Origin of the sequence: Pseudomonas sp. NPDC096925, assembly GCF_044762545.1 — a bacterium.
Lineage (GTDB): Bacteria > Pseudomonadota > Gammaproteobacteria > Pseudomonadales > Pseudomonadaceae > Aquipseudomonas.
Window position 1 is genome coordinate 349,886 of the sequence record NZ_JBIWEM010000004.1, and the last position, 20,738, is coordinate 370,623.

Genomic DNA, 20,738 nt, shown 5'->3' on the forward strand with positions numbered 1-20,738 from the left:
CTATGTCGCTAAATTTCCCGCTGTTGCTAGTCATCGCCGTCTTCGTCTGCGGCTTGCTGGGCTTGATCGACCTGCTGTTCCTGGCCCCGCGCCGGCGTGCGGCAATCGCCAACTACCAGGGCAGCGTCAGCCAGCCCGAGATGGCGGTGGTCGAGCGCCTGGGCAAGGAGCCGCTGCTGGTGGAGTACGGCAAGTCGTTCTTCCCGGTGCTGTTCATCGTGCTGGTGCTGCGTTCGTTCCTGGTCGAGCCTTTCCAGATCCCTTCGGGGTCGATGAAGCCGACCCTGGAAGTGGGCGACTTCATCCTGGTGAACAAGTTCTCGTACGGCATTCGCCTGCCGGTGATCGACAAGAAGGTCATCGAGGTGGGTGACCCGCAACGCGGTGATGTGATGGTCTTCCGTTACCCGAGCGACCCGAACGTCAACTACATCAAGCGTGTGGTCGGCCTGCCAGGCGACGTGGTGCGCTATACCAACGACAAACGGTTGTTCGTCAACGGCCAGCCGATTGCCGAACAACTGGTGGGCACCGAGCCGGGCACCCTGGGCAGCGCCGAGCTGTACAAGGAAAAGCTCGGCGAGGCCGAGCACCTGATCCGCAAGGAAATGAGCCGTTACCGCATGCCGCCGGACCAGCAATGGACCGTGCCGGCAGGCCATTACTTCATGATGGGCGACAACCGCGACAACTCCAACGACAGCCGTTACTGGGATGACCCGAACATCCCGAAGGAACTGCACGGCATGGTTCCGGACCGGAACATCGTCGGCAAGGCCTTCGCGGTGTGGATGAGCTGGCCAGAGCCCAAGCTCAGCCACCTGCCCAACCTGTCGCGGGTCGGTCTGATCCATTGATACCCATCGGCGCTGGCCAGCAGGCAGCGCCGAATGCATTTCTGACATAGGCTGTGTTCTCAGGGATCGGGAGATTCGTCGCAAATCGCGGCGGACCACAGCCAAACAGTCTTTCAGGATGTTGATTTGAACAACGCGTTGAACAACGAACGGGTGGCTGCATGAGTGCTCCCCTTGCCCGTCTGGAGCGAAAGCTCGGTTATACCTTCAAGAACCAGGACCAGATGCTCCTGGCACTGACCCATCGCAGCTACGCCGGGCGCAACAACGAGCGCCTGGAGTTTCTCGGTGACGCCATTCTCAACTTCGTCGCCGGCGAAGCGCTGTTCGAGCGCTTCCCGCAGGCCCGCGAAGGCCAGCTGTCGCGCCTGCGTGCGCGCCTGGTCAAGGGGGAAACCCTGGCCCGCCTGGCCCGTGGTTTCGACCTGGGTGATCACCTGCGTCTGGGTTCGGGCGAGCTCAAGAGCGGTGGCTTCCGCCGCGAGTCGATCCTGGCCGACGCCCTGGAGGCGCTGATTGGCGCCATCTACCTGGACGCCGACATGGAAACGGCGCGGGAGCGCGTGCTGGCCTGGCTGGCCGATGAGTTCGAAGGCCTGACCCTGGTCGATACCAACAAGGACCCCAAGACCCGCCTGCAGGAGTTCCTGCAGTCGCGCAGCTGTGAGCTGCCGCGTTACGAAGTGGTGGATATCCAGGGCGAACCGCACTGCCGGACCTTCTTCGTCGAATGCGAAGTGGTGCTGCTGAACAACAAGAGCCGTGGCCAGGGCGTTAGCCGGCGTATCGCCGAGCAAGTCGCCGCCGCGTCTGCACTGATCGCCCTGGGCGTGGAGAATGGCAATGACTGATAGCAACCCGACCCGCTGCGGCTACGTGGCCATTGTCGGCCGCCCGAACGTGGGCAAGTCGACCCTGCTCAACCACATCCTCGGCCAGAAGCTGGCGATCACCTCGCGCAAGCCGCAGACCACCCGCCACAACATGCTCGGCATCAAGACCGAGGGTGACGTGCAGGCGATCTACGTCGATACCCCCGGTATGCACAAGGCCAACGACAAGGCCTTGAACCGCTACATGAACCGCAACGCCTCGGCGGCCCTGAAGGACGTCGACGTGGTGATCTTCGTGGTCGACCGCACCAAGTGGACCGACGAGGACCAACTGGTACTGGAGCGCGTGCAGTACGTGACCGGCCCACTGATCATCGCGGTCAACAAGACCGATCGCATGGAAGAGAAGGCCGAACTGATCCCGCACTTGCAATGGCTGCAGGAGCAGTTGCCGAACGCCGAAGTGATGCCGATTTCCGCACAGCAGGGGCACAACCTCCAGGCGCTGGAAGCACAGATCGCCAAGCACCTGCCCGAGAACGATCACTTTTTCCCGGAAGACCAGATCACTGACCGCAGCAGCCGCTTCCTGGCCGCCGAACTGGTGCGCGAGAAGATCATGCGTCAGCTGGGTGCGGAATTGCCGTACCAGATCACTGTGGAAATTGAAGAATTCAAGCAGCAGGGCCACGTGCTGCACATTCACGCGCTGATCCTGGTCGAGCGCGACGGCCAGAAAAAGATCATCATTGGCGACAAGGGCGAGCGCATCAAGCGCATCGGCTCCGAGGCGCGCAAGGACATGGAAGTGCTGTTCGACTCCAAGGTCATGCTCAACCTGTGGGTCAAGGTGAAAGGCGGCTGGTCCGACGACGAGCGCGCCCTGCGTTCGCTGGGTTACGGCGACCTGTAAGCCTCGCACGGCCCCCCTTTGTGGGAGCGGCCTTGCGTCGCGATAGGGCTGCGAAGCGGCCCCAGAATCTATGCAATAGCCAAGATCTTGGGGCCGCTGCGCGCCCCTTTCGCGACACAAGGCCGCTCCCACAGGGATTTGCATCAAACTTGGGCTGAGTGATCTTCCATGGAACAACCTGTCGGCCAGCCAGCCTACGTGCTGCACAGCCGTGCCTACAAGGAAACCAGCGCGCTGGTGGACTTCTTCACCCCGCAGGGCCGCATGCGCGCCGTGCTGCGCCGTGCGCGTGGCAAGGGTGGCAGCCTGGTACGGCCGTTCGTGCCGCTGGAACTGGAGCTGCGCGGACGTGGCGAGCTGAAGAATGTCGGGCGGATGGACAGCGCCGGCATCGCCGCCTGGCTGCATGGCGATGCCCTGTTCAGCGGGTTGTACCTCAACGAACTGCTCATGCGCCTGCTGCCCGCCGAAGCGCCTTTCCCGGTGCTGTTCGAGCACTACACCCTGACCCTGCAGGCCCTGGCCGCCGGTCGTCCGCTGGAGCCGCTGCTGCGCTCCTTCGAATGGCGGCTGCTGGATGAGCTCGGTTATGCGTTTTCGTTGCACCACGACGTCAATGATCAGCCGATCACGGCCGACGGCCTGTACCGCTTGCGTGTGGATGCCGGCCTGGAGCGAATCGAACTGGTGCAACCCGGGCTGTTCCGCGGTACCGAGCTGCTGGCCCTGGCCGAAGCCGACTGGGATGCCCCAGGTGCCTTGCTCGCCGCCAAGCGCCTGATGCGCCAGGCGTTGGCCGTTCACCTGGGGGCAAAACCACTGGTCAGCCGGGAACTGTTTCGCAAGCGCTGATCACGACGTATGCTGTGGGGCTCAATCTTCAGGAGAGCCTTTCGTGACTCACAGCAACCGCATGCTTCTTGGCGTAAACATCGACCACGTGGCGACCCTGCGCCAGGCCCGGGGCACGCGTTACCCTGATCCGGTCAAGGCTGCCCTGGATGCCGAGGAAGCAGGCGCCGATGGCATCACCGTGCACCTGCGTGAAGACCGCCGGCACATCCAGGAGCGTGACGTGGTACTGCTCAAGGATGTGCTGCAGACCCGCATGAACTTCGAGATGGGCGTCACCGAAGAGATGATGGCCTTTGCCGAGAAGATTCGCCCGGCGCACATCTGCCTGGTACCGGAAACCCGTCAGGAACTGACCACCGAAGGTGGCCTGGACGTGGCGGGCCAGGAGGCGCGGATCAAGGCGGCGGTTGAACGCCTGTCGCGTACCGGTGCCGAAGTGTCGCTGTTCATCGATGCCGACGAGCGGCAGATCGAGGCATCGCGCCGGGTTGGTGCGCCAGCCATCGAGCTGCACACCGGGCGCTACGCCGATGCCGAAACCCCGACCGAAGTGGCCGAGGAACTCAAGCGTATCGTCGATGGCGTGGCGTTTGGCGTGGGGCAGGGGCTGATCGTCAATGCCGGCCACGGGTTGCATTACCACAACGTCGAGGCGGTGGCGGCGATCAAGGGCATCAATGAGCTGAACATCGGTCATGCGCTGGTGGCGCATGCGCTGTTCGTCGGCTTCAAGGCCGCAGTGGCCGAGATGAAGGCGCTGATCGTGGCGGCTTCGCGCTAACCGCTGGTCGCCTGTACCGGCCTCTTCGCGGGTAAACCCGCTCCCACAGGTACCCTACAGGCCTGAGGCGTGTGCGATCCCTGTGGGAGCGGGTTTACCCGCGAAGAGGCCGGCACAGGCAGCGATCAATCGGCAGGAAACACCAGGGTAAAGCGGGTAGGCCCCAAGGGGCTGCTGCTAACCTCGACCCGCCCGCCATGCAACTGCATGATCGATTTCACGATCGCCAGCCCCAACCCGGTCCCACCCTCCAGCCGCGAGCGCCCCGAGCCCACCCGGTAAAACCGCTCGAACAAGCGCGACTGATGCTCTTGAGCAATACCAGGCCCCTGGTTTTCCACCGACAGCCGAACTTCGCTGCCCAGGCGCTCGATGCGCAGCTCCACAGGCTTGCCATCGGGACAGTGCCGAATGGCATTGCTCAACAGGTTCGACAATGCCCGCTGAAACATCAGCCGATCACCCTGCGCCGTCCCCCAGCCCTGAACACGCAATTCAATCCCTTTCAGCTCGGCACTGAAGGCAAACAGCTCGACGACCCGCGCAGTCTCGTCGGCCAATGCCATGGGCTTGAGCGCAACCTGGGCCTGGGGTTGGCTGACCTGGGCGAGAAACAGCATGTCGTTGATGATGCGGTTGAGCCGGGTCAGCTCTTCGATGCTGTCTTCCAGCACTTCCCGGTAATTCGCGTTGTCCCGTTCGCGGGCCAGCGTCACTTGCGCCTTGCCCATCAGGTTGCTCAACGGTGTGCGCAGTTCATGGGCCAGGTCGTCAGAAAACTGCGACAGCTGGCTGACACCCTGGTCGAGGCGGTCGAGCATCACGTTGATGCTGCGGGCCAGCTCTGCCAGCTCCAGCGGCAGACCGGTAGCGGGCAGGCGATGTTGCAGGTCCTGGGCCGACACCTGGCCGGCAATGCGCCGGAAGTGCCGCAGTGGTTTCAGGCCGCGCTGCATCAGCCACCAGGCGCCGGCACCGATCAGCAGTAACAGCAGCGGCAGCGCGAGCAAGGTGGAGTGCAGGTAGGCCTGTAGCAGGGCGTTGTCGTCGGCGCGGTTGAGCGACATCATCACCTTGACCGGGGTGTCGTCGCGCAGGCGCATCAGCCGGGTCGCGGTGAGTATCTGGTTGCCATTACTGTCGCGCCACGCATGAAAGGCCAGGCGGGCCTCGGTGCGCAGCTCGCCAACCTGCGATTCCAGTGCTGGCCCCAGGCTGAGCAGGTGCGGGTGGCGGCTTTCGAGGGCCAGCACGCTGAGGCTGAGGTTGTCGTGCCCCATCACCAGGTCGAGCAAAGGATGGGCGCGGGTGCCCAGGTCTTCGCTGCGCAGGTCTACGCGCAGGTTGTGCTCGACCTGCAGCATCTTGCGCGCCAGGTCCTTGCGTGCGCGGCTGTCCAGTTCGTGATCGAGGGCAAACACGGCCAGGCAGGCCAGCAGCATCACCAGTGCGGCGCCCATCAGCGTCATGCTCAGGCCCAGGCGCAGTGACAGGCTGGCGTTTTTCAAAAGCGTGCCTCGAGCACGTAGCCGACGCCACGCAGGGTATGGATCAGCTTGTTGTCGAACGGGTCGTCGATCTTTGCCCGCAGGCGCCGGATCGAAACCTCCACCACATTGGTGTCGCAGTCGAAGTTCATGTCCCACACCAGCGAGATGATCTGGGTGCGCGACAGCACCTCGCCGGTCTGGCGCATCAGCAGGTGCAGCAGGGCGAATTCCTTGGCGGTGAGGTCGATACGCTGCCCGGCACGGTAGGCACGGTGGCGGCCGGGGTCCAGCTCCAGATCGGCGACGCGCAGGGTGCTGGGCTGCAGTTGCTGGTCGTTGCGGCGCAGCAGGCTGCGGATGCGTGCCAGCAGTTCCGGGAACTCGAAGGGTTTGAGCAGGTAATCGTCGGCACCCAGGTCCAGGCCCTTGACCCGGTCGGCCAGGCGGCCGTGGGCGGTGAGCATCATGATGCGCGTGGCCGATTCGGCGCGCAGCCGCTGCAGCACGGTCCAGCCATCGATTTCGGGCAGGTTGACGTCGAGGATGACCAGGTCGTAGGGCTGCTGGCGGGCCAGGTGCAGGCCGTCGGTGCCGGTGTGGGCGCAGTCGATCGCGTAGCCGTTCTCGCGCAGGCCCTGTTGCAGGTAGTCGGCGGTACGCAGTTCGTCCTCGATGATCAGTAGGCGCATGGGTGGGCTCGGTGTGATGAAAGGGGGCGATTCTCGACCCTGTAGTGGCATCAGGGTCAAGGCGCAGGATGTTACGGCATGAGTAAGGGCGCGCGGCGCAGATAACGGATTTGTAATGCTGCTGTTATCTGGCTGTCTGTTGCGGCCCTTTCGCGGGTAAACCCGCTCCCACAGGAACTTACAGACGCTGAAATCTGTGCAGTTCCTGTGGGAGCGGGTTTACCCGCGAAGAGGCCAGCACAGACAACACAGGGCCACATTGCAAGACTGTAATCCCCGCCTCACCTTGCCGTTAGCTAACCCTCGCTAGGATGGCCCTGTCTGATCGGTTATCACGAGGCAACCACGATGAACCTGACCAAGTACCTGCTGTTGGCCACCCTTGCCCTGGGCAGCGCCAGTGTTTATGCCGAGGGCGGCGCGGAACGTTCGAAACAATTCTGGCAAGCGTTCCGCGAAGACCAGCAGCGCCTGTACGGCGACAAGCAACAGGCCGTTGTCGAGCGTGAGCGTAAAGCACAGGAGAAGGCCCGCGAGTTGGCCAAGGACTGAGTTAACAGCACCTGCGCCGTGACAGCTCCTCGGCGCAGGTGTATTCAGGCGCCCATCCGGGCGCTTTTTTTATTTGCGCGCCAGCAGGGTGGCTCGGCGTGGGGCCGGCAGGCCTTCGATGGTCTTGCTGTGGTCGTTCGGGTCAAGGAAGTCGCCCAGTGACTGGTAGCGCATCCACTCGGTGCTGCGCTGTTCCTCTACGCTGGTCACGCTGACATCGACGCAACGCACATCGCTGAAACCGGCACGGCGCAACCAGCGCGCCAGGGCCGGCACCGACGGCAGGTACCAGACGTTGCGCATCTGCGCGTAGCGGTCCTCAGGTACCAGCACCTGGTTTTCGTCACCCTCGATCACCAGGGTTTCCAGCACCAGTTCACCACCTTTGACCAGGCAGTCCTTGAGCGCCAGCAGGTGCTCGATGGGTGAGCGGCGGTGGTAGAACACACCCATGGAAAACACCGTGTCGAAACCTTCGAGGTTGGCCGGCAGGTCTTCCAGGGCGAACGGCAGGTGCCAGGCGGGCAGCTCGGGCAGGTACTGCTGTACGGCCTGGAACTGGCAGAAGAACAGCCAGTTGGGGTCGACGCCAATCACCATGTCGGCGCCGGCACCGAGCATGCGCCACTGGTAGTAGCCGTTGCCGCAGCCCACGTCGAGCACGCGCTTGCCCTTGAGGTCCAGGTGCGGGCCAACCCGGGACCATTTCCAGTCCGAACGCCATTCGGTGTCCACATGCACGCCGAACAGGTCGAACGGCCCTTTGCGCCAGGGCGACAGGCCCATCAGTGCCTGGCGCATCTGTGTGCGGGTCGCGTCGTCGCAATCGCAGTCCAGGCGCAGCCCGTTGACCAGGTCGATTTCGCTTGGCTGCAGGGCGGGCAGGGCCTCCAGCGCACCGCGCCAGCGGTCGAGGTCACCGTGGCCCTTCTCCAGCTTGGCTTCCAGTTGCGCTTGCAGGCCTTGCGACCAGGAAGCCAGGGGCGTACCCGCCAGGCGGCGGACGAGGGGGGACAGATCGATCATGGCAGGGCTATCAAAGAGGCGAAGTTAAGGCATTGGAACCAAGGCACCACCTTCGAGAAGCCGGCTGCGCGCAGGCGCGCCTGGTGGGCTTCGAGGGTGTCGGGCCTCATCACGTTCTCGATGGCGCTGCGCTTCTGGGCAATTTCCAGTTCGCTGTAACCATTGGCACGTTTGAAGTCCAGGTGCAGTTCATTGAGCAGGTCCTGCTGTTCAGCATCGGCGAAGCACAGTTTTTCCGAGAGGATCAGCGCGCCACCGGGCAACAGCGCCTGGCGGATGCGGCCGAGCAGCGCCAGGCGCTGGTCGGGGGCGATGAATTGCAGGGTGAAGTTCATCGCCACCACCGAGGCGGGCTCGAAGGGCAGGGCCAGGATGTCGGCTTCCAGCACCTGCACCGGCAGCAGTTCCTGGAACATCGAGTCCTGGGCGGTGAGGTACTGACGGCAACGCTCGACCATGGCGGCGGAGTTGTCCACGGCAATCACCCGGCAGCCGTCACTGCGCACATGGCGACGCAGCGACTGGGTAACGGCCCCCAGCGAAGCACCCAGGTCGTACAGCGCGGTATGCGGCTGGGCAAAACGTGCAGCCAGCACGCCGAGGTTCTCGACGATGGTCGGATAGCCCGGCACCGAGCGCTTGATCATGTCCGGGAACACGCGCACCACATCCTCGTTGAAGACGAAGTCGGGCACCTGCTCCAGGGGCTGGGCGAAAAGGCGGTCGGGTTGTTTGCTCACGGCAGGCTCGATACAGGGTGAAACGGAGGCGCATTTTAGCCAAAGGCCACGCGTCTTGCCATGGCAATGCTACGAGAGGGCTGGACAGTTAGCCCAGCATAAATCGAAGTTTCCCACATCGATACGTTATCAAAGCGACAGTATCGAGGCCGACGAAGAAACAAAATTCAAGCGCATGACTGTGCATGCTGTAGTCAATAGCTTGAGGTGAGTAATGGCTGTCGCAACTGACTTGGAAAAATGTACCGTAGATGAAATGGATCCGCTTAGCAAAGTTAAAATGCTACCGGAGCGCTATTTTGAGTTTCTTGAAAGCCGGCTGAGCAGTGGTCAGCAAGCAGGGGGCTTGTTGACTGCGGAGAACCTGAAAGCAATAAAAAGGTACGCCAATGTGGTGAGTCAGTTGCCGCGTACCTTGGGTCAGGTCGAGAAGGAAGTTGATTACGCAGCCTTGGGGCTGGACGCTGCGCTTGTGTATGAGCTTTATCGTGCGCTACACAGGCATATCGATGAATGGGACAAACTCGAGCGTAGCGTCAAGCAACTGGGCCCGGAAATCGAGCTGTTCGCTGAGAGCCTGGTACAGCGTGGTGGCACCTTGTTGAACAACCTGGAAAGCAGCGATGTATTTCTGACGATCAAGAGAGCCAGGGCTGAACAAGGTGACGACGTGTATATCACGGCGTTGAGTGAAGAGGAGCAGGCGCAGCTAAAGAGTGTGCTGGCACCCGGCATTACCGAATTGGTAAGGGAAATCGAAGGCACTCGGCGCCGCATCGATGAAGTGGACGCCCGCGCCAATTGGTTCAATAGTGAAATCAAGCGCGAGATCAAGCCGCGCCTGGGGCGCTTGATCGCGCATTTCGACGAAAAGGCTTCCAGTGAAGTCATCATGCAAAAACGGCAGCAACTCGATGAATGGGATGAAAAGATCGATCAGCTGGCGTCTGATTATTCTACCAACGTGGGCTATGCATTCACTGGTCTTTGGTTCGGACCGATTGGGGTCGCCGTGACCGGCGGCGTCTTCGGCTCGAAAGCCGAAAGCATTCGTGCAGAAAAGAATGCACTGATCGAAAAGCGTGATGAGCTGACGCAAGAAATGGCAAAGCTCTTGCCAGCCCTCCAAGACTTCGAGCGTATCTCGACATTGGTCAGGGATTTGCAATTCAGGTGCAAGGACCTGTCATCGGCAACCCGGCGTCTGGCGGATGTCTGGTTGTTCCTGGCCTCGTATGCCAACAATTCGGTAAACGAAGCAAACGAGTTGAAGGATATGAACCAGTTGGAGGCGTTCGTTCATGATTTTTCGGAAGTTATCAAGCCCTGGACAAAGATAGGAAGCATCTGCCACACGCTGTCTGAACTGTTTGATGAACTCGTTGAAGAGTATGAGGATGCCTGACATGGACGTAATAGATATTAAAGCCGCTGTACCCGATTTTGTACGCATGCAGCAAGTGCAAGATCAGATATTCAGCCTTGTAGACGCATGGGGCATGAAAGTGCTCCCGCGGGCGCGTGAGCAACTTGGTGATTTGCGAACACTGTTGCTTGCGGTCGAGCGTTCTTTCAAGGAAAGCCTGATAGGCGCTATCGTGTTGCTGGAGGATCGGCAGTTTGTTTCGAGCCAACCAGGCGCTGATCCCCACCACAGACTTGCAACTGTTCTGAATCGTCTGAGTCAGCTTCACTCGGTATTGGCCAGGCAAAATCAGCGCTTGGAGCTCTTCTCGTTAGCCACCTTGATTGAGTTACTGCCGGAACTCGAAAGCCGCGTCGACCTGCATAGGCAACAAGTCGTGGCATTCGATGAGCGTTTGGCTGAACTGCGGCAAAAACAGTCAGATATTGTCGCGGCTATCGAGGTATTGGAAAAGCCTTCTGTTGCCAGTGCCTTGAAGGGGCTGATACCGAAAGATGACGACATTGACCAGATAGCAGGCTTGATCACGGATCCGAAAATCGATTTGAGTGTGATCAAGGCAGCAACACAAAAGCTGCGCGAGCATGCCGATGTGCTGGAGGGGGTCAAGACATTCAGTGACTTGAGTGACGCCTGCAGCAGGCTTGATGCAAGAATCGAGGGGGCGCTGAGTGACCGGCGGCATGTTCAGCAAACCTTGGAAAGCACCTTGGATGAGCGCGATGCCGTCAAGGCGTTGGTCCGGGTCGAGCCACTCAAGAATGAGTGGCTGCAAGAGCTTCGCAAGTTGGAACTGCAGTGGCAGGCTCAAGCTGCAAAGCTCGACCCGACGATGGCGTTGCCGGATGGCACGGCCGCTTTGCAGGAGTTCTGCGAATATCTGATGGTGGTTCAGATGGCGTATGACCGCAGCTGATTGCCCTCAACGGACGATGACTTTGCATTCGAAGATCTGCACCGGGGCGACATCTGTAGCCCAGGGTTGTTGGTAAACCAGCACCAACTGGGATGTGCCGACGCTGTTGGCCTGGTAGCGCCAGGTGGATACACCGGCGCTGCCGACCACGTCTTCTTCTTCGGGGGCGTTGTACACCTCTGGGCCCAGGCTTTGCAGCACGTTCGCGGCGGGGTCTTCAACGCGCCAGCGATAGCCGGTGGAGGGGTTGCTGGGCAAGGTCAGGGTCAGTGTCTGGCCAACTTGCAGGCGCGTCGGGCATTCGCTTTCGGCGTCCAGTGCGACAGGTTGCGTGGGCTGTTGGGCGCAGGCAGAAAGCAGGGCGAAGCTCAGGGGAACGAGCAGACGAAGGGCGGTCATGTTGGCTCCGTAGGCTGGCGATGGCCTGAGGATAACCGATGCTGGTGGGCTTTTGTGTTGCCAGTACTTGCCCTTTCGCGGGTAAACCCGCTCCCACAGGGGGCTCACTGGGCTCAGCCCTGCGCTATCCCTGTGGGAGCGGGTTTACCCGCGAAGAGGCCGGTGCTGGCTAGAACAGAACTTTGGCCACGTCGGCAAAGCGCTTGGCGAAATGCACGGTCAGGCCTTCGCGCAGGTAGTCCGGCAGTTCTTCGTAATCGCCACGGTTAGGCTCCGGCAAGATCAGCTCGAAGATCTTCTGCCGCCGCGCCGCAATCACCTTCTCGCGCACACCACCAATCGGCAGTACTTGCCCGGTCAGGGTCAGCTCGCCGGTCATGGCCACGCCCTTCTTCGGTACCTGGTCACGGGCCAGCGACAGCAGGGCGCTGGCCATGGTGATGCCGGCACTCGGGCCGTCCTTGGGCGTGGCGCCTTCGGGCACGTGCAGGTGAATGAACGCTTCGTTGAAGAAACCAGGGTCGCCACCAAACTGCTTGAGGTTGGAGCTGACGTAGCTGTAGGCAATTTCGGCCGACTCTTTCATCACCTCGCCCAGCTTGCCAGTCAGCTTGAAGCCGCGGTTGAGGGTGTGGATGCGGGTAGCTTCGATCGGCAGCGTGGCGCCGCCCATGCTGGTCCAGGCCAGGCCGGTGATCACGCCTTTGCCGGCCAGCACCTGCTCGCTGCGGAACACTGGCATGCCGAGCGCGGCTTCCAGGTCCCTGGTGCCGATCTTGAGCTTGGCATCGGGGTTTTCCAGCAGCTTGACCACGGCCTTGCGCACCAGCTTGCCCAGTTGCTTCTCCAGCTGGCGTACCCCGGCTTCGCGGGCATAGCCTTCGATCACCGTGCGCAGGGCGCTGTCGCTGATGCCGAGGCTGGTCTTGGCCACGCCGGCCTTTTCCAGCTGTTTGGGCCACAGGTGGCGCTTGGCGATGGCCAGTTTTTCTTCGGTGATATAGCCGGACAGGCGAATCACTTCCATGCGGTCGAGCAATGGCCCGGGGATCGAGTCCAGGGTGTTGGCGGTGCACACGAACAGCACCTTGGACAGGTCCAGGCGCAGGTCCAGGTAGTGGTCGAGGAAGTCGACGTTCTGCTCCGGGTCGAGGGTTTCCAGCAGCGCTGAAGCCGGGTCGCCCTGGTAGCTCTGGCCCATCTTGTCGATCTCGTCGAGCATGATCACCGGGTTCATCACTTCGACGTCCTTCAGGGCCTGCACCAGCTTGCCGGGCTGGGCGCCGATGTAGGTGCGGCGATGGCCCTTGATCTCGGCTTCGTCACGCATGCCGCCGACGCTGAAGCGGTAGAACGGCCGGCCGAGCGATTCGGCGATGGACTTGCCGATGCTGGTCTTGCCCACCCCGGGCGGGCCCACCAGCAGCACGATCGAGCCGCTGATCTCGCCTTTCCAGGCGCCTACGGCGAGGAATTCGAGAATGCGCTCCTTGATGTCGTCGAGGCCGGCGTGGTGCTGGTCGAGGACTTTGCGCGCGTGCTTGAGGTCGAGCTTGTCCTTGCCGTACACGCCCCAGGGCAGGGCGGTGGCCCAGTCCAGGTAGTTGCGGGTGACGGCGTATTCGGGCGAGCCGGTTTCGAGGATGGCCAGCTTGCCCATCTCTTCATCGATACGCTTGCGCGCCTGCTCCGGCAGGGTTTTGCCTTCGAGGCGCTGCTCGAACTGTTCGAGGTCGGCGCTGCGGTCGTCCTTGGTCAGGCCCAGCTCCTGCTGGATGACCTTGAGCTGTTCCTTGAGGAAGAACTCGCGCTGGTGCTCACCGATCTGCCGGTTGACCTCGGCCGAGATCTCGTTCTGCAGGCGCGCGACTTCCACCTCTTTGCGCAGCATCGGCAGGACCTTTTCCATGCGCTTGAGCATGGGCACGCAGTCGAGCACTTCCTGCAACTGGCTGCCGGTGGCCGAGGTGAGGGCGGCGGCGAAGTCGGTGAGCGGCGACGGGTCGTTGGGGCTGAAGCGGTTGAGGTAGTTCTTCAGCTCCTCGCTGTACAGCGGGTTGAGCGGCAGCAGCTCCTTGATCGCGTTGATCAGCGCCATGCCATAGGCCTTGACCTCGTCAGTCGGCTCGGCGGGCTGACGCGGGTATTCGACCTCGACCAGGTACGGCGGGCGGTGGTGCTTGAGCCAGGTGCGGATGCGTACCCGGGTCAGGCCCTGGGCAACGAACTGCAGCTTGCCGTTTTCGCGGCTGGCGTGGTGCACCTTCACCAGCGTGCCGTACTCCGGCAGCGCCGAGGTGTCGAAGTGACGGTGGTCTTCTGGCGGGGTGTCCATGAAGAACAGGGCCAGGCAGTGGTCTGGTGACTTGGCGACCAGGTCGAGGGTTTCTGCCCAAGGCTCTTCATTGACGATGACCGGCAGCACCTGGGCCGGGAAGAACGGACGGTTGTGGATGGGGATCACGTAGACCTTGTCCGGCAGCTGCTGGCCGGGCAGGGCGAGGGCGTGGCCGGCTTCGGCCTGGTGGGGAGTGTGCTCGACTTCGCTGTGTTCGTCGGGATGTTCCGGGAAATCCTGCTGGTCGCTCATGGGGCACCTGCGTGAATGACTATGGTGCTTAGATGGGGCGCGGGGGGATGGGTTTCAATGGTAGATGATGGGTGTAGAGAGGAGTGATGCCTGGACCGGCCTCTTCGCGGGTTTACCCGCAAATGCGGCAGCAGGTTCACTGCCGCATCCCTGGATTACTCAGCCAGCTTGTAGGCGATGATGTAGTCGCCCATCCTGGTGCCCAGCGAGCCATGCCCGCCGGCAGTCACCAGCACGTACTGCTTGCCATCCTTGCCGCTGTAGCTCATCGGCGTGGCCTGGCCACCCGCTGGCAGGCGGGCTTTCCACAGTTCCTTGCCGTTGTTCACGTCATAGGCGCGCAGGTACTGGTCCAGGGTGCCGCTGAGGAAGCCGACGCCACCGGCGGTGACGATCGAGCCGCCCATGCTCGGCACGCCAACCGGCAAGCCGATCGGCACCGGGGTGCTGTCGCGGGTAGTGCCGTTCTTGTGCTTCCACACCACTTTGTTGGTGAACAGGTCGATGGCGGCGACATAGCCCCAGGCCGGGGCCTGGCACGGTACGCCCAGTGGCGACATGAACGGGTGCATGGTCACGGCATACGGCGCGCCGGTGTTCGGCTGCACGCCGCTGGTTTCGCTTTCGCGCTTGCTGCCTTCGGCCACCTGCTCACGCGGGATCATCTTCGACACGAAGGCCATGTAGTTGGGCGAGGTGAACAGCAGTTGGCGCACCGGGTCGACCGACACGCTACCCCAGTTGAACACACCGACGTTACCCGGGTACACCAGCGAGCCTTGCTCGGACGGCGGGGTGTACTGGCCTTCGTAACGCAGCTCGCGGAACTGGATGCGGCACAGCATCTGGTCGAACGGCGTGGCGCCCCACATGGCCTGTTCGGTCAGCTCGGGGCCGAGCAGGTTGAGGTCGGAGCGGGCCTGGGTCGGCGAGGTGTGATCGCCCTTCACCGCACCTTGCGGGGTGGGGATTTCGCGGATCGGCACGATCGGCGTACCGTCGCGGCGGTCGAGCACATACAGGCTGCCTTGCTTGGTCGGCACGATGATTGCCGGCTTCACGCCGTCGTCGGTCTTCAGATGGACCAGGGTCGGCTGGCTACCCACATCCATGTCCCACAGGTCGTGGTGGGTGAACTGGTAGTTCCAGCGGGCCTTGCCGGTGGCAAGGTCCAGGGCGACCACGCCGGCGCTGTACTTCTCGGCGCCCGGGGTACGGTCGGCGCCCCACTGGTCGGGCGTCTGGTTGCCCAGCGGCAGGTAGATCATGCCGAGGTCTTCGTCGACGCTGGCGATCGACCACATGTTGGCCGAGTTGCGGCTGTACATCTTGCCGGGAGCCAGTGGCTGGGTGTCGTCCGGGTTGTTGCTGTCCCAGTTCCACACCAGGTGGCCATCGTGCACGTCATACGCGCGGATCACGCCGGACGGCTCGTTGGTCGACTCGTTGTCGGTGACGTGGCCACCGATGATTACCAGGTCACGGGTGACCGCAGCAGGCGAGGTGGAGTAGTAGCCACCAGCGGTGAACGGGCCGATGCCGGTGGTAAGGTCGATCACGCCCTGGTTGGCGAAGCCTTCGCAGACCTTGCCGTTGTCGGCGTTGATGGCAATCAGGCGGGCGTCCGCAGTCGGCAGGTAGAGGCGGCGCGGGCAAGCCTGGGCCACGGCCTGGCCTGCGTCGGTAATTTTCGGTGCCGGGCTGCCGTCGCGGCTGACATAGCGGTTTTCGTCATAGTACGAAACGCCACGGCAGGTCATGTGGGCAAAGCCTTTGAAGGTACCGACCGGGCTCTTGACCTGTGGGTCATAGCGCCAGATTTCCGCGCCGGTGTCCGGGTCCAGGGCCAGCAAGCGGCTGTGCGCGGTGCAGGCATAGAGCATGCCGTTGACCTTCAGCGGGGTGTTCTGGTTGGTCAGCTCCACCGGGTCGTTTTCGGTCGGCAGGTCACCGGTGCGGATGCGCCAGGCCTCTTCCAGGCGGTAGGCGTTCTGCGGGGTGATCTGGCGCAGCGGCGAATAGCGGTCGCCGTGTTCGGTGCGACCGTAGGCCTGCCATTCACCGTCGGGCATGGCCGGGGCGGCGCTGGCCATTTCGCTGCTGTCGCGGCCCAGTTCGCCGAACACTTCACCGGGGTGGGTGAACTGGCTGCCCACGGCGCAAGCGCCCGAAGCGATCACTGCAACGCTGAGCAGCGCAGTGTTGGCCTTGCTGGCCGGGCCGCTCAGCGGGCGACGCGCCCAGGGCAGCAGCAGGACCACGCCGATGGCGAACCAGATGGCCAGGCGCGGTACCAGTTGCCACCAGTCCAGGCCCACTTCGAGCAGGGCCCACACGGTACTGCCCAACAGTACCAGACCGTACAGGCCCAGGGCGATGCGGCGCTGGGCCAGCAGCAGGATGCCCGACAGGGCAAAGCCGATACCGGCGATCAGGTAGTACAGCGATCCGCCCAGCTGGCTCAGCTTGATGCCGCCGGCCAGCAGAGCCAGGCCCATCAGCAACAGCAGCGCGCCGATCAGGCGCGGTAGCCAGCGGCTTCCATTGTTGGCACCTTCAGTGCTCATCGTAGGTTCTCCGTCAGGTCAAAAAGGGGGGGTTAGAAACTGCTCTGGATCTTCAGGCCGCCGATCAGGGCGCCATCGACCTGCGACACCCCACCCGGGTGGCGGATGTACTGCAGGTTGGGGCGGACCGTGAGCCAGTCGGCCAGGTGGATGCCGTAGTACAGCTCGGCGCTGTACTCGGTGTCCTGCACTGGCAGGTAACCGGGGTTGTCGTAGTCGTCGAGGCCGGCGGCCTGGTTGGCCAGGCGCGCGTTCTTGCGATAGGCAGGGTTGACGTGCACGCGGGCCAGGGCGAAACCGATGTCGTCCTTGGCGCGGGCGTCGAAGGGCCCTTTGTACACCAGTCCTGCCTGCACATAGTTGTCGATGGCATTGGTTTTCTTGTCGTGTACCGTGGCATTGGCGAACAGGCTCAGACCACGCGACTGGTCGGACGCCAGCGAAGTCACCTGCTGCTGGGCGCCGAGCCACAAGCCGTGCTTGCTCGAACTGCTGCGGTAGGCGGCGCCGCTGAGGGCTGCCGGCTGGCCGTTGCTGTCCTTGAGAACATCCTGTGCCTTGGCATTACTGTAGTAGTAGCCGGCGCGATATTCCCCTTTCAGACCATTGACCTGTGGGCTCCATACCAGTTCTATCGGCATTACCGCGCCTTGGGTGCCGCTGCCGCTGAGCTTGAAGCCGTTGCCCGACTCCAGGTTGGAGGGGTTCTGCTCGAACACACCGACCTGGGCGTAAAGCGCGTCGCTGAGGTTGTAGCGCACGCGCAGGGCCCACTGGCTGACCGGCCAGTTGTACCAGATGCCGCCCACCCAGTTGCCTACCTGCGAGCCGCAGAAGGCCAGGTTCTGGAAATCGCAGGGGAAGCTGTTGAAGTCCTCGCCTTCGCCGAAACGGCCGAATTTCACGTCCAGTGCGCCATCGAAGTACTTCTGCTTGATCCACATTTGCGTCAGCCGCCAGGTTTCGCCACGGCCCCACACTTCCTGGGCCGAGGTAAAGCCGCCGACTCGCGGGTCGTTGATGCGGTCGTTGCTGATGTTGTCGCCGTGGCGCTCGGTGATGGTCAGCTGGAATTCGGTGTCGTGCCAGCCAAGGATCTTCTCCAGGTCCAGGTGGCTGCCGAAGGTGAACTGGTCGCTGTAGCGCGCGGTGCGGTCGTGGTCGTAGCCACCGTGCAGGTTGCTGCCCATCTCGCCGGTGTAGCCGAGGGTGAAGTCGTAGCCTTTTTCCAGCAGTTCGCTGCGGGTGCCGCTCCAGTCGCCGAGCATCCATGGGGAGTCGCTGGCGAACATCTCGCTGGCACTGGTGGAGGTCGCCAGGGCACTGAAGGCAAGGCCGATGTAACAGGTTTTGGGCAGTTGGAGCATGAGATAGCGCTATCTTTTGATTGTTGAACAAACGGCAAGCGCATCGAAGGGCGGGCCCTCCAATGGATATGGCGACAAGATGGTTTCGATGAAGCGATTCAGCTTGCGGCGGGGAGGATATAGGGGAAGTTGTAAGAAAAAAAGACAAATTGTCGCAGTGGATTGTTGCCGATCTGGCAACAGTCCAAAGCTTGCGAGATCTTTGTGGGAGCGGGCGTGCCCGCGAACACCGGCGAAGCCGGTGCCATCCACCGCGTTGGATTCTTCGCGGGCATGCCCGCTCCCACAGATACTCATTTGCAATCAGAAGGTGGTACGCAGGCCCACTTCCACACTACGCCCCGGCGCCGGGGCGATATCGCGCAGGATCGAGCTGGCATAGCGTACGGTCTGGTCGGTCAGGTTCTCGCCGCGTACAAACGCCAGCCACTGGCTCTGGCCAACGTCAAAGCGGTAACCAACGCTGGCCCCCAGCGTGGTGTAGCCATCGGTGCTGGTTTCGTTGGCCGGCTTGCGGTGCTGCGACGCAGCATGCTGCACATCGACCCGCGCCTGCCAGCGCTCCAGCTCCCAGACCAGGCCGCTGTTCAGACGCAGCGGGGCGATGCGGGGCAGTGGCTCGCCACTGTCGAGGTTCTTCGCCCGGGTGTAGTCACCGGAGAGCTCCAGCGCGAAGCTGCCATAACGGTTCTCGACCAGTTGCCAGCGGTCCTGGGCCTCGATGCCATAGAAGCGCGCCCGCACGCCCTGGTACTGGTATTCCGGGAAGCCATCATGGTCGTGATCGTGGTCGTGGTCATCCTCATCATGGTCGTGGTCATGCCCCTCGCGGATGTTGCCGGTGCCGATCAGGCCGATGTAGTTGCGGAAGTGGCTGTAGAACACCCCGACACTGCCCTTGTGGGTGCCGTTGTCGAACCGCAGCGCCAGGTCGGCGGAAATGGCTTTTTCCTTGTTAAGGCTGGCATCGCCGACTTCAAAGGCCCCGGTGGCCACGTGGGCACCATTGGCATACAACTCGTAGAAGGTCGGGGCGCGCTCGGTGTAGCCGAGGTTGGCGGCCAGCGACCAGATCGGGTCGAGCTGGTACACCGCCCCGGAAGACAGGCTGAAGGCGTTGAAGCTGCTGGCGCTGTCGGCATCGACGAAGTTCTCGTTGCCTTTGGCATCCGGGTCGACCCGTGTGTGCTCCATGCGAGCGCCCAGGCTCAGGTTCAGGCGCTCGGTGGCTTGCCACTGTTCCAGCATGAACAGCGCCAGGCTGTCGGTGTCGGTGTGCGGCACGAAGGCTTCCTCGCCCAGGGCGGAGAATTCATTGCGGCTGACCTGGGCGCCGATCACGCCTTCCACCGGCCCGAACGGTTGGTGGCGGGCTTCGATGCGTGTTTCATAGCCCTTGTTCCTGAAGGTGGTGTGGACTTCGCCTTCTTCGATTTCACGGTGCTCGTAGTCGGTATAGCCGGCATCGACCTTGAGCGAAGTGAACGGGCCGTCCAGGTCACGCAGCTCGGAGGCGAAGGCGTAGTGGTCCTGCTTCATGTCCAGGCGCACACCTGGTTCGGCCACCGAGCCATAGTTGCTGTCGTAGTGGCTGTACGACAGGCCGGCGTAACCTTGGTCCCAATGGTAGGCGCCGCCCACGGCGCCACCGTCCTGGCGGCCGTCGCTGTTTTCCAGGCGGTGTTTGCTACCGGGCTCGTCGGCATCACGCACCTTGGAACTGCGCGCGTAACCGGGGATGCGCAGGTCGTTGAACTGGCGGCTGTTGGCATCCAGGTGCAGGGCGAAGGCACCGTTGCCGGCCTCCAGCTTGCCAGCGCTGCTGCGGGTGGTGTCGGCGCCGCCGTAGCGCAGTTCACCGGCACCGTGGATGCCCTCGATGGGGGTGTCCGGGATGCGGTTGTCGAAGGTGTTGACCACACCACCAATGGCGTTGCCGCCGTAGAGCAGGGCAGCCGGGCCACGGACGATCTCGACGCGGTCGACGGTGACCGGGTCCAGCGGCACGGCGTGGTCGTAGGACAGCGACGAAGCATCCAGGGCGCCGACGCCATTGCGCAGGATGCGAATGCGGTCGCCATCCAGGCCACGAATTACCGGGCGACTGGCGCCAGGGCCGAACCAGGTGGAGGCGACCCCGGGCTGCTTGTTCAGGGTTTCACCGAGGCTGCCGTGCTGCTGTTGCAGCAGGTTGTCGCCTTCGAGCACGCTGCTGGGGGCGGCCAGCTGGCGGTTGCCCAAAGGGTTGGCGGTGATGACCTGGGGTTCGAGTTCCACTGCGTGGCCGGGTGCTGCGGCCAGCCACAGCGCGACGGCGAGGGGAGAGAGGCGAAGCGGTGTGTACAGCATGGGGATGGGGCGTTCCTTGGCAGATGCTTTTGTATTGTTACAATATAACATCTCTATTTCAGCACAGAGGTTTTGCGCCTGGCCAGCGGTTTTTCTGTCGACTCGCCTGATCCCACCCACCACTACACTCGTGTAAGGTGCGCATCTTTCCTATGGAGCACTGGCATGAGCACGGCCCAACACAACGCGCTGCACGGCAAGACCCTCGAACAGATCCTCACCGAGCTGGTGGCGCACTACCAATGGCAGGGCCTGGCCGAGCGCATCGATGTACGCTGCTTCAAGAGCAACCCGACCATCAAGTCGAGCCTGACCTTCCTGCGCAAGACACCGTGGGCACGGGAAAAGGTCGAGCAGTTGTACGTGAAACTGCAGCGCCAGGCCTGAC

The 20,738-nt window shown here is 62.6% G+C and carries 18 protein-coding genes; 9 read left to right on the forward strand and 9 right to left on the reverse strand.

From position 1 onward, the window contains the following. Nucleotides 1–2: 2 nt before the first annotated feature. The 5 genes from lepB (at nucleotide 3) to pdxJ (ending at nucleotide 4,239) form a co-directional block, all read left to right on the forward strand. Entirely contained in the window at nucleotides 3–857 is an 855-nt protein-coding gene (gene lepB / locus ACIQYU_RS15410; protein ID WP_063913173.1) for a signal peptidase I, read from the forward strand. Nucleotides 858–1,018: 161 nt separating this feature from the next. Beyond that, nucleotides 1,019–1,708 (forward strand): ribonuclease III, encoded by a 690-nt coding sequence (gene rnc, locus ACIQYU_RS15415; protein ID WP_003258487.1) that lies wholly within the window; start codon nucleotides 1,019–1,021, stop codon nucleotides 1,706–1,708. Further along, nucleotides 1,701–2,603: a GTPase Era gene (gene era / locus ACIQYU_RS15420; protein WP_063913172.1), complete on the forward strand. Its 903-nt coding sequence runs from the start codon at nucleotides 1,701–1,703 to the stop codon at nucleotides 2,601–2,603. The genes rnc and era overlap by 8 nt, the downstream gene beginning before the upstream one ends. A 168-nt stretch (nucleotides 2,604–2,771) precedes the next feature. After that, nucleotides 2,772–3,455 carry a DNA repair protein RecO gene (recO, locus tag ACIQYU_RS15425; RefSeq protein ID WP_063913171.1) on the forward strand — a complete coding sequence of 228 codons (684 nt, stop codon included), beginning with the start codon at nucleotides 2,772–2,774 and terminating at the stop codon, nucleotides 3,453–3,455. A gap of 61 nt (nucleotides 3,456–3,516) precedes the next feature. Next, nucleotides 3,517–4,239: a pyridoxine 5'-phosphate synthase gene (gene pdxJ / locus ACIQYU_RS15430; RefSeq protein ID WP_153670549.1), complete on the forward strand. Its 723-nt coding sequence runs from the start codon at nucleotides 3,517–3,519 to the stop codon at nucleotides 4,237–4,239. Nucleotides 4,240–4,364: 125 nt separating this feature from the next. Here the strand turns inward: pdxJ and ACIQYU_RS15435 are convergent, their stop codons facing one another. After that, nucleotides 4,365–5,747, reverse strand: coding sequence for a heavy metal sensor histidine kinase (locus ACIQYU_RS15435; RefSeq protein WP_207832992.1), 1,383 nt, complete (start codon nucleotides 5,745–5,747; stop codon nucleotides 4,365–4,367). Further along, complete coding sequence (locus ACIQYU_RS15440) at nucleotides 5,744–6,418, reverse strand: heavy metal response regulator transcription factor (RefSeq protein ID WP_207832990.1); 675 nt, start codon at nucleotides 6,416–6,418, stop codon at nucleotides 5,744–5,746. The genes ACIQYU_RS15435 and ACIQYU_RS15440 overlap by 4 nt, the downstream gene beginning before the upstream one ends. 348 nt (nucleotides 6,419–6,766) lie before the next feature. Here ACIQYU_RS15440 and ACIQYU_RS15445 point away from each other — a divergent pair, with 348 nt between their 5' ends. Continuing rightward, a complete protein-coding gene (locus tag ACIQYU_RS15445) occupies nucleotides 6,767–6,970 on the forward strand; it encodes a hypothetical protein (protein WP_207832988.1) in 204 nt (67 codons plus the stop codon). A 69-nt stretch (nucleotides 6,971–7,039) separates the two neighbouring features. Here ACIQYU_RS15445 and cmoB read toward each other — a convergent pair whose 3' ends face one another. Continuing rightward, entirely contained in the window at nucleotides 7,040–7,996 is a 957-nt protein-coding gene (cmoB, locus tag ACIQYU_RS15450) for a tRNA 5-methoxyuridine(34)/uridine 5-oxyacetic acid(34) synthase CmoB (RefSeq protein ID WP_207832986.1), read from the reverse strand. Continuing rightward, nucleotides 7,993–8,736 (reverse strand): carboxy-S-adenosyl-L-methionine synthase CmoA, encoded by a 744-nt coding sequence (cmoA, locus tag ACIQYU_RS15455; RefSeq protein ID WP_207832984.1) that lies wholly within the window; start codon nucleotides 8,734–8,736, stop codon nucleotides 7,993–7,995. Before cmoA ends, cmoB begins: the two co-directional genes overlap by 4 nt. Before the next feature lie 214 nt (nucleotides 8,737–8,950). On the opposite strand from cmoA, the gene ACIQYU_RS15460 reads away from it, so the two are divergent. Further along, nucleotides 8,951–10,141, forward strand: a complete 1,191-nt coding sequence (locus ACIQYU_RS15460; RefSeq protein ID WP_207832981.1) for an alpha-xenorhabdolysin family binary toxin subunit A — start codon at nucleotides 8,951–8,953, stop codon at nucleotides 10,139–10,141. Between the two features lies 1 nt (nucleotide 10,142). Beyond that, entirely contained in the window at nucleotides 10,143–11,078 is a 936-nt protein-coding gene (locus tag ACIQYU_RS15465; protein ID WP_207832979.1) for an alpha-xenorhabdolysin family binary toxin subunit B, read from the forward strand. Nucleotides 11,079–11,084: 6 nt separating this feature from the next. Here the strand turns inward: ACIQYU_RS15465 and ACIQYU_RS15470 are convergent, their stop codons facing one another. The 5 genes from ACIQYU_RS15470 to ACIQYU_RS15490 form a co-directional block, all read right to left on the reverse strand. Then, nucleotides 11,085–11,477, reverse strand: a complete 393-nt coding sequence (locus ACIQYU_RS15470) for a protease inhibitor I42 family protein (RefSeq protein ID WP_207832976.1) — start codon at nucleotides 11,475–11,477, stop codon at nucleotides 11,085–11,087. Between the two features lie 169 nt (nucleotides 11,478–11,646). Continuing rightward, on the reverse strand, nucleotides 11,647–14,067 hold the full coding sequence (lon, locus tag ACIQYU_RS15475; RefSeq protein ID WP_207832975.1) for an endopeptidase La: 2,421 nt from the start codon (nucleotides 14,065–14,067) through the stop codon (nucleotides 11,647–11,649). 155 nt (nucleotides 14,068–14,222) lie between these two features. Further along, a complete protein-coding gene (locus ACIQYU_RS15480) occupies nucleotides 14,223–16,634 on the reverse strand; it encodes a glucose/quinate/shikimate family membrane-bound PQQ-dependent dehydrogenase (RefSeq protein WP_063913161.1) in 2,412 nt (803 codons plus the stop codon). A 32-nt stretch (nucleotides 16,635–16,666) separates the two neighbouring features. Continuing rightward, the gene (locus ACIQYU_RS15485; protein ID WP_233687022.1) at nucleotides 16,667–18,001 is read right to left on the reverse strand and encodes a carbohydrate porin; all 1,335 of its coding nucleotides are present in this window, start codon (nucleotides 17,999–18,001) and stop codon (nucleotides 16,667–16,669) included. Nucleotides 18,002–18,304: 303 nt separating this feature from the next. Beyond that, a complete protein-coding gene (locus ACIQYU_RS15490) occupies nucleotides 18,305–20,350 on the reverse strand; it encodes a TonB-dependent receptor (protein WP_207832970.1) in 2,046 nt (681 codons plus the stop codon). 165 nt (nucleotides 20,351–20,515) lie between these two features. Here ACIQYU_RS15490 and ACIQYU_RS15495 point away from each other — a divergent pair, with 165 nt between their 5' ends. After that, on the forward strand, nucleotides 20,516–20,737 hold the full coding sequence (locus ACIQYU_RS15495; protein WP_003252112.1) for a VF530 family DNA-binding protein: 222 nt from the start codon (nucleotides 20,516–20,518) through the stop codon (nucleotides 20,735–20,737). Nucleotide 20,738: the final 1 nt, after the last annotated feature.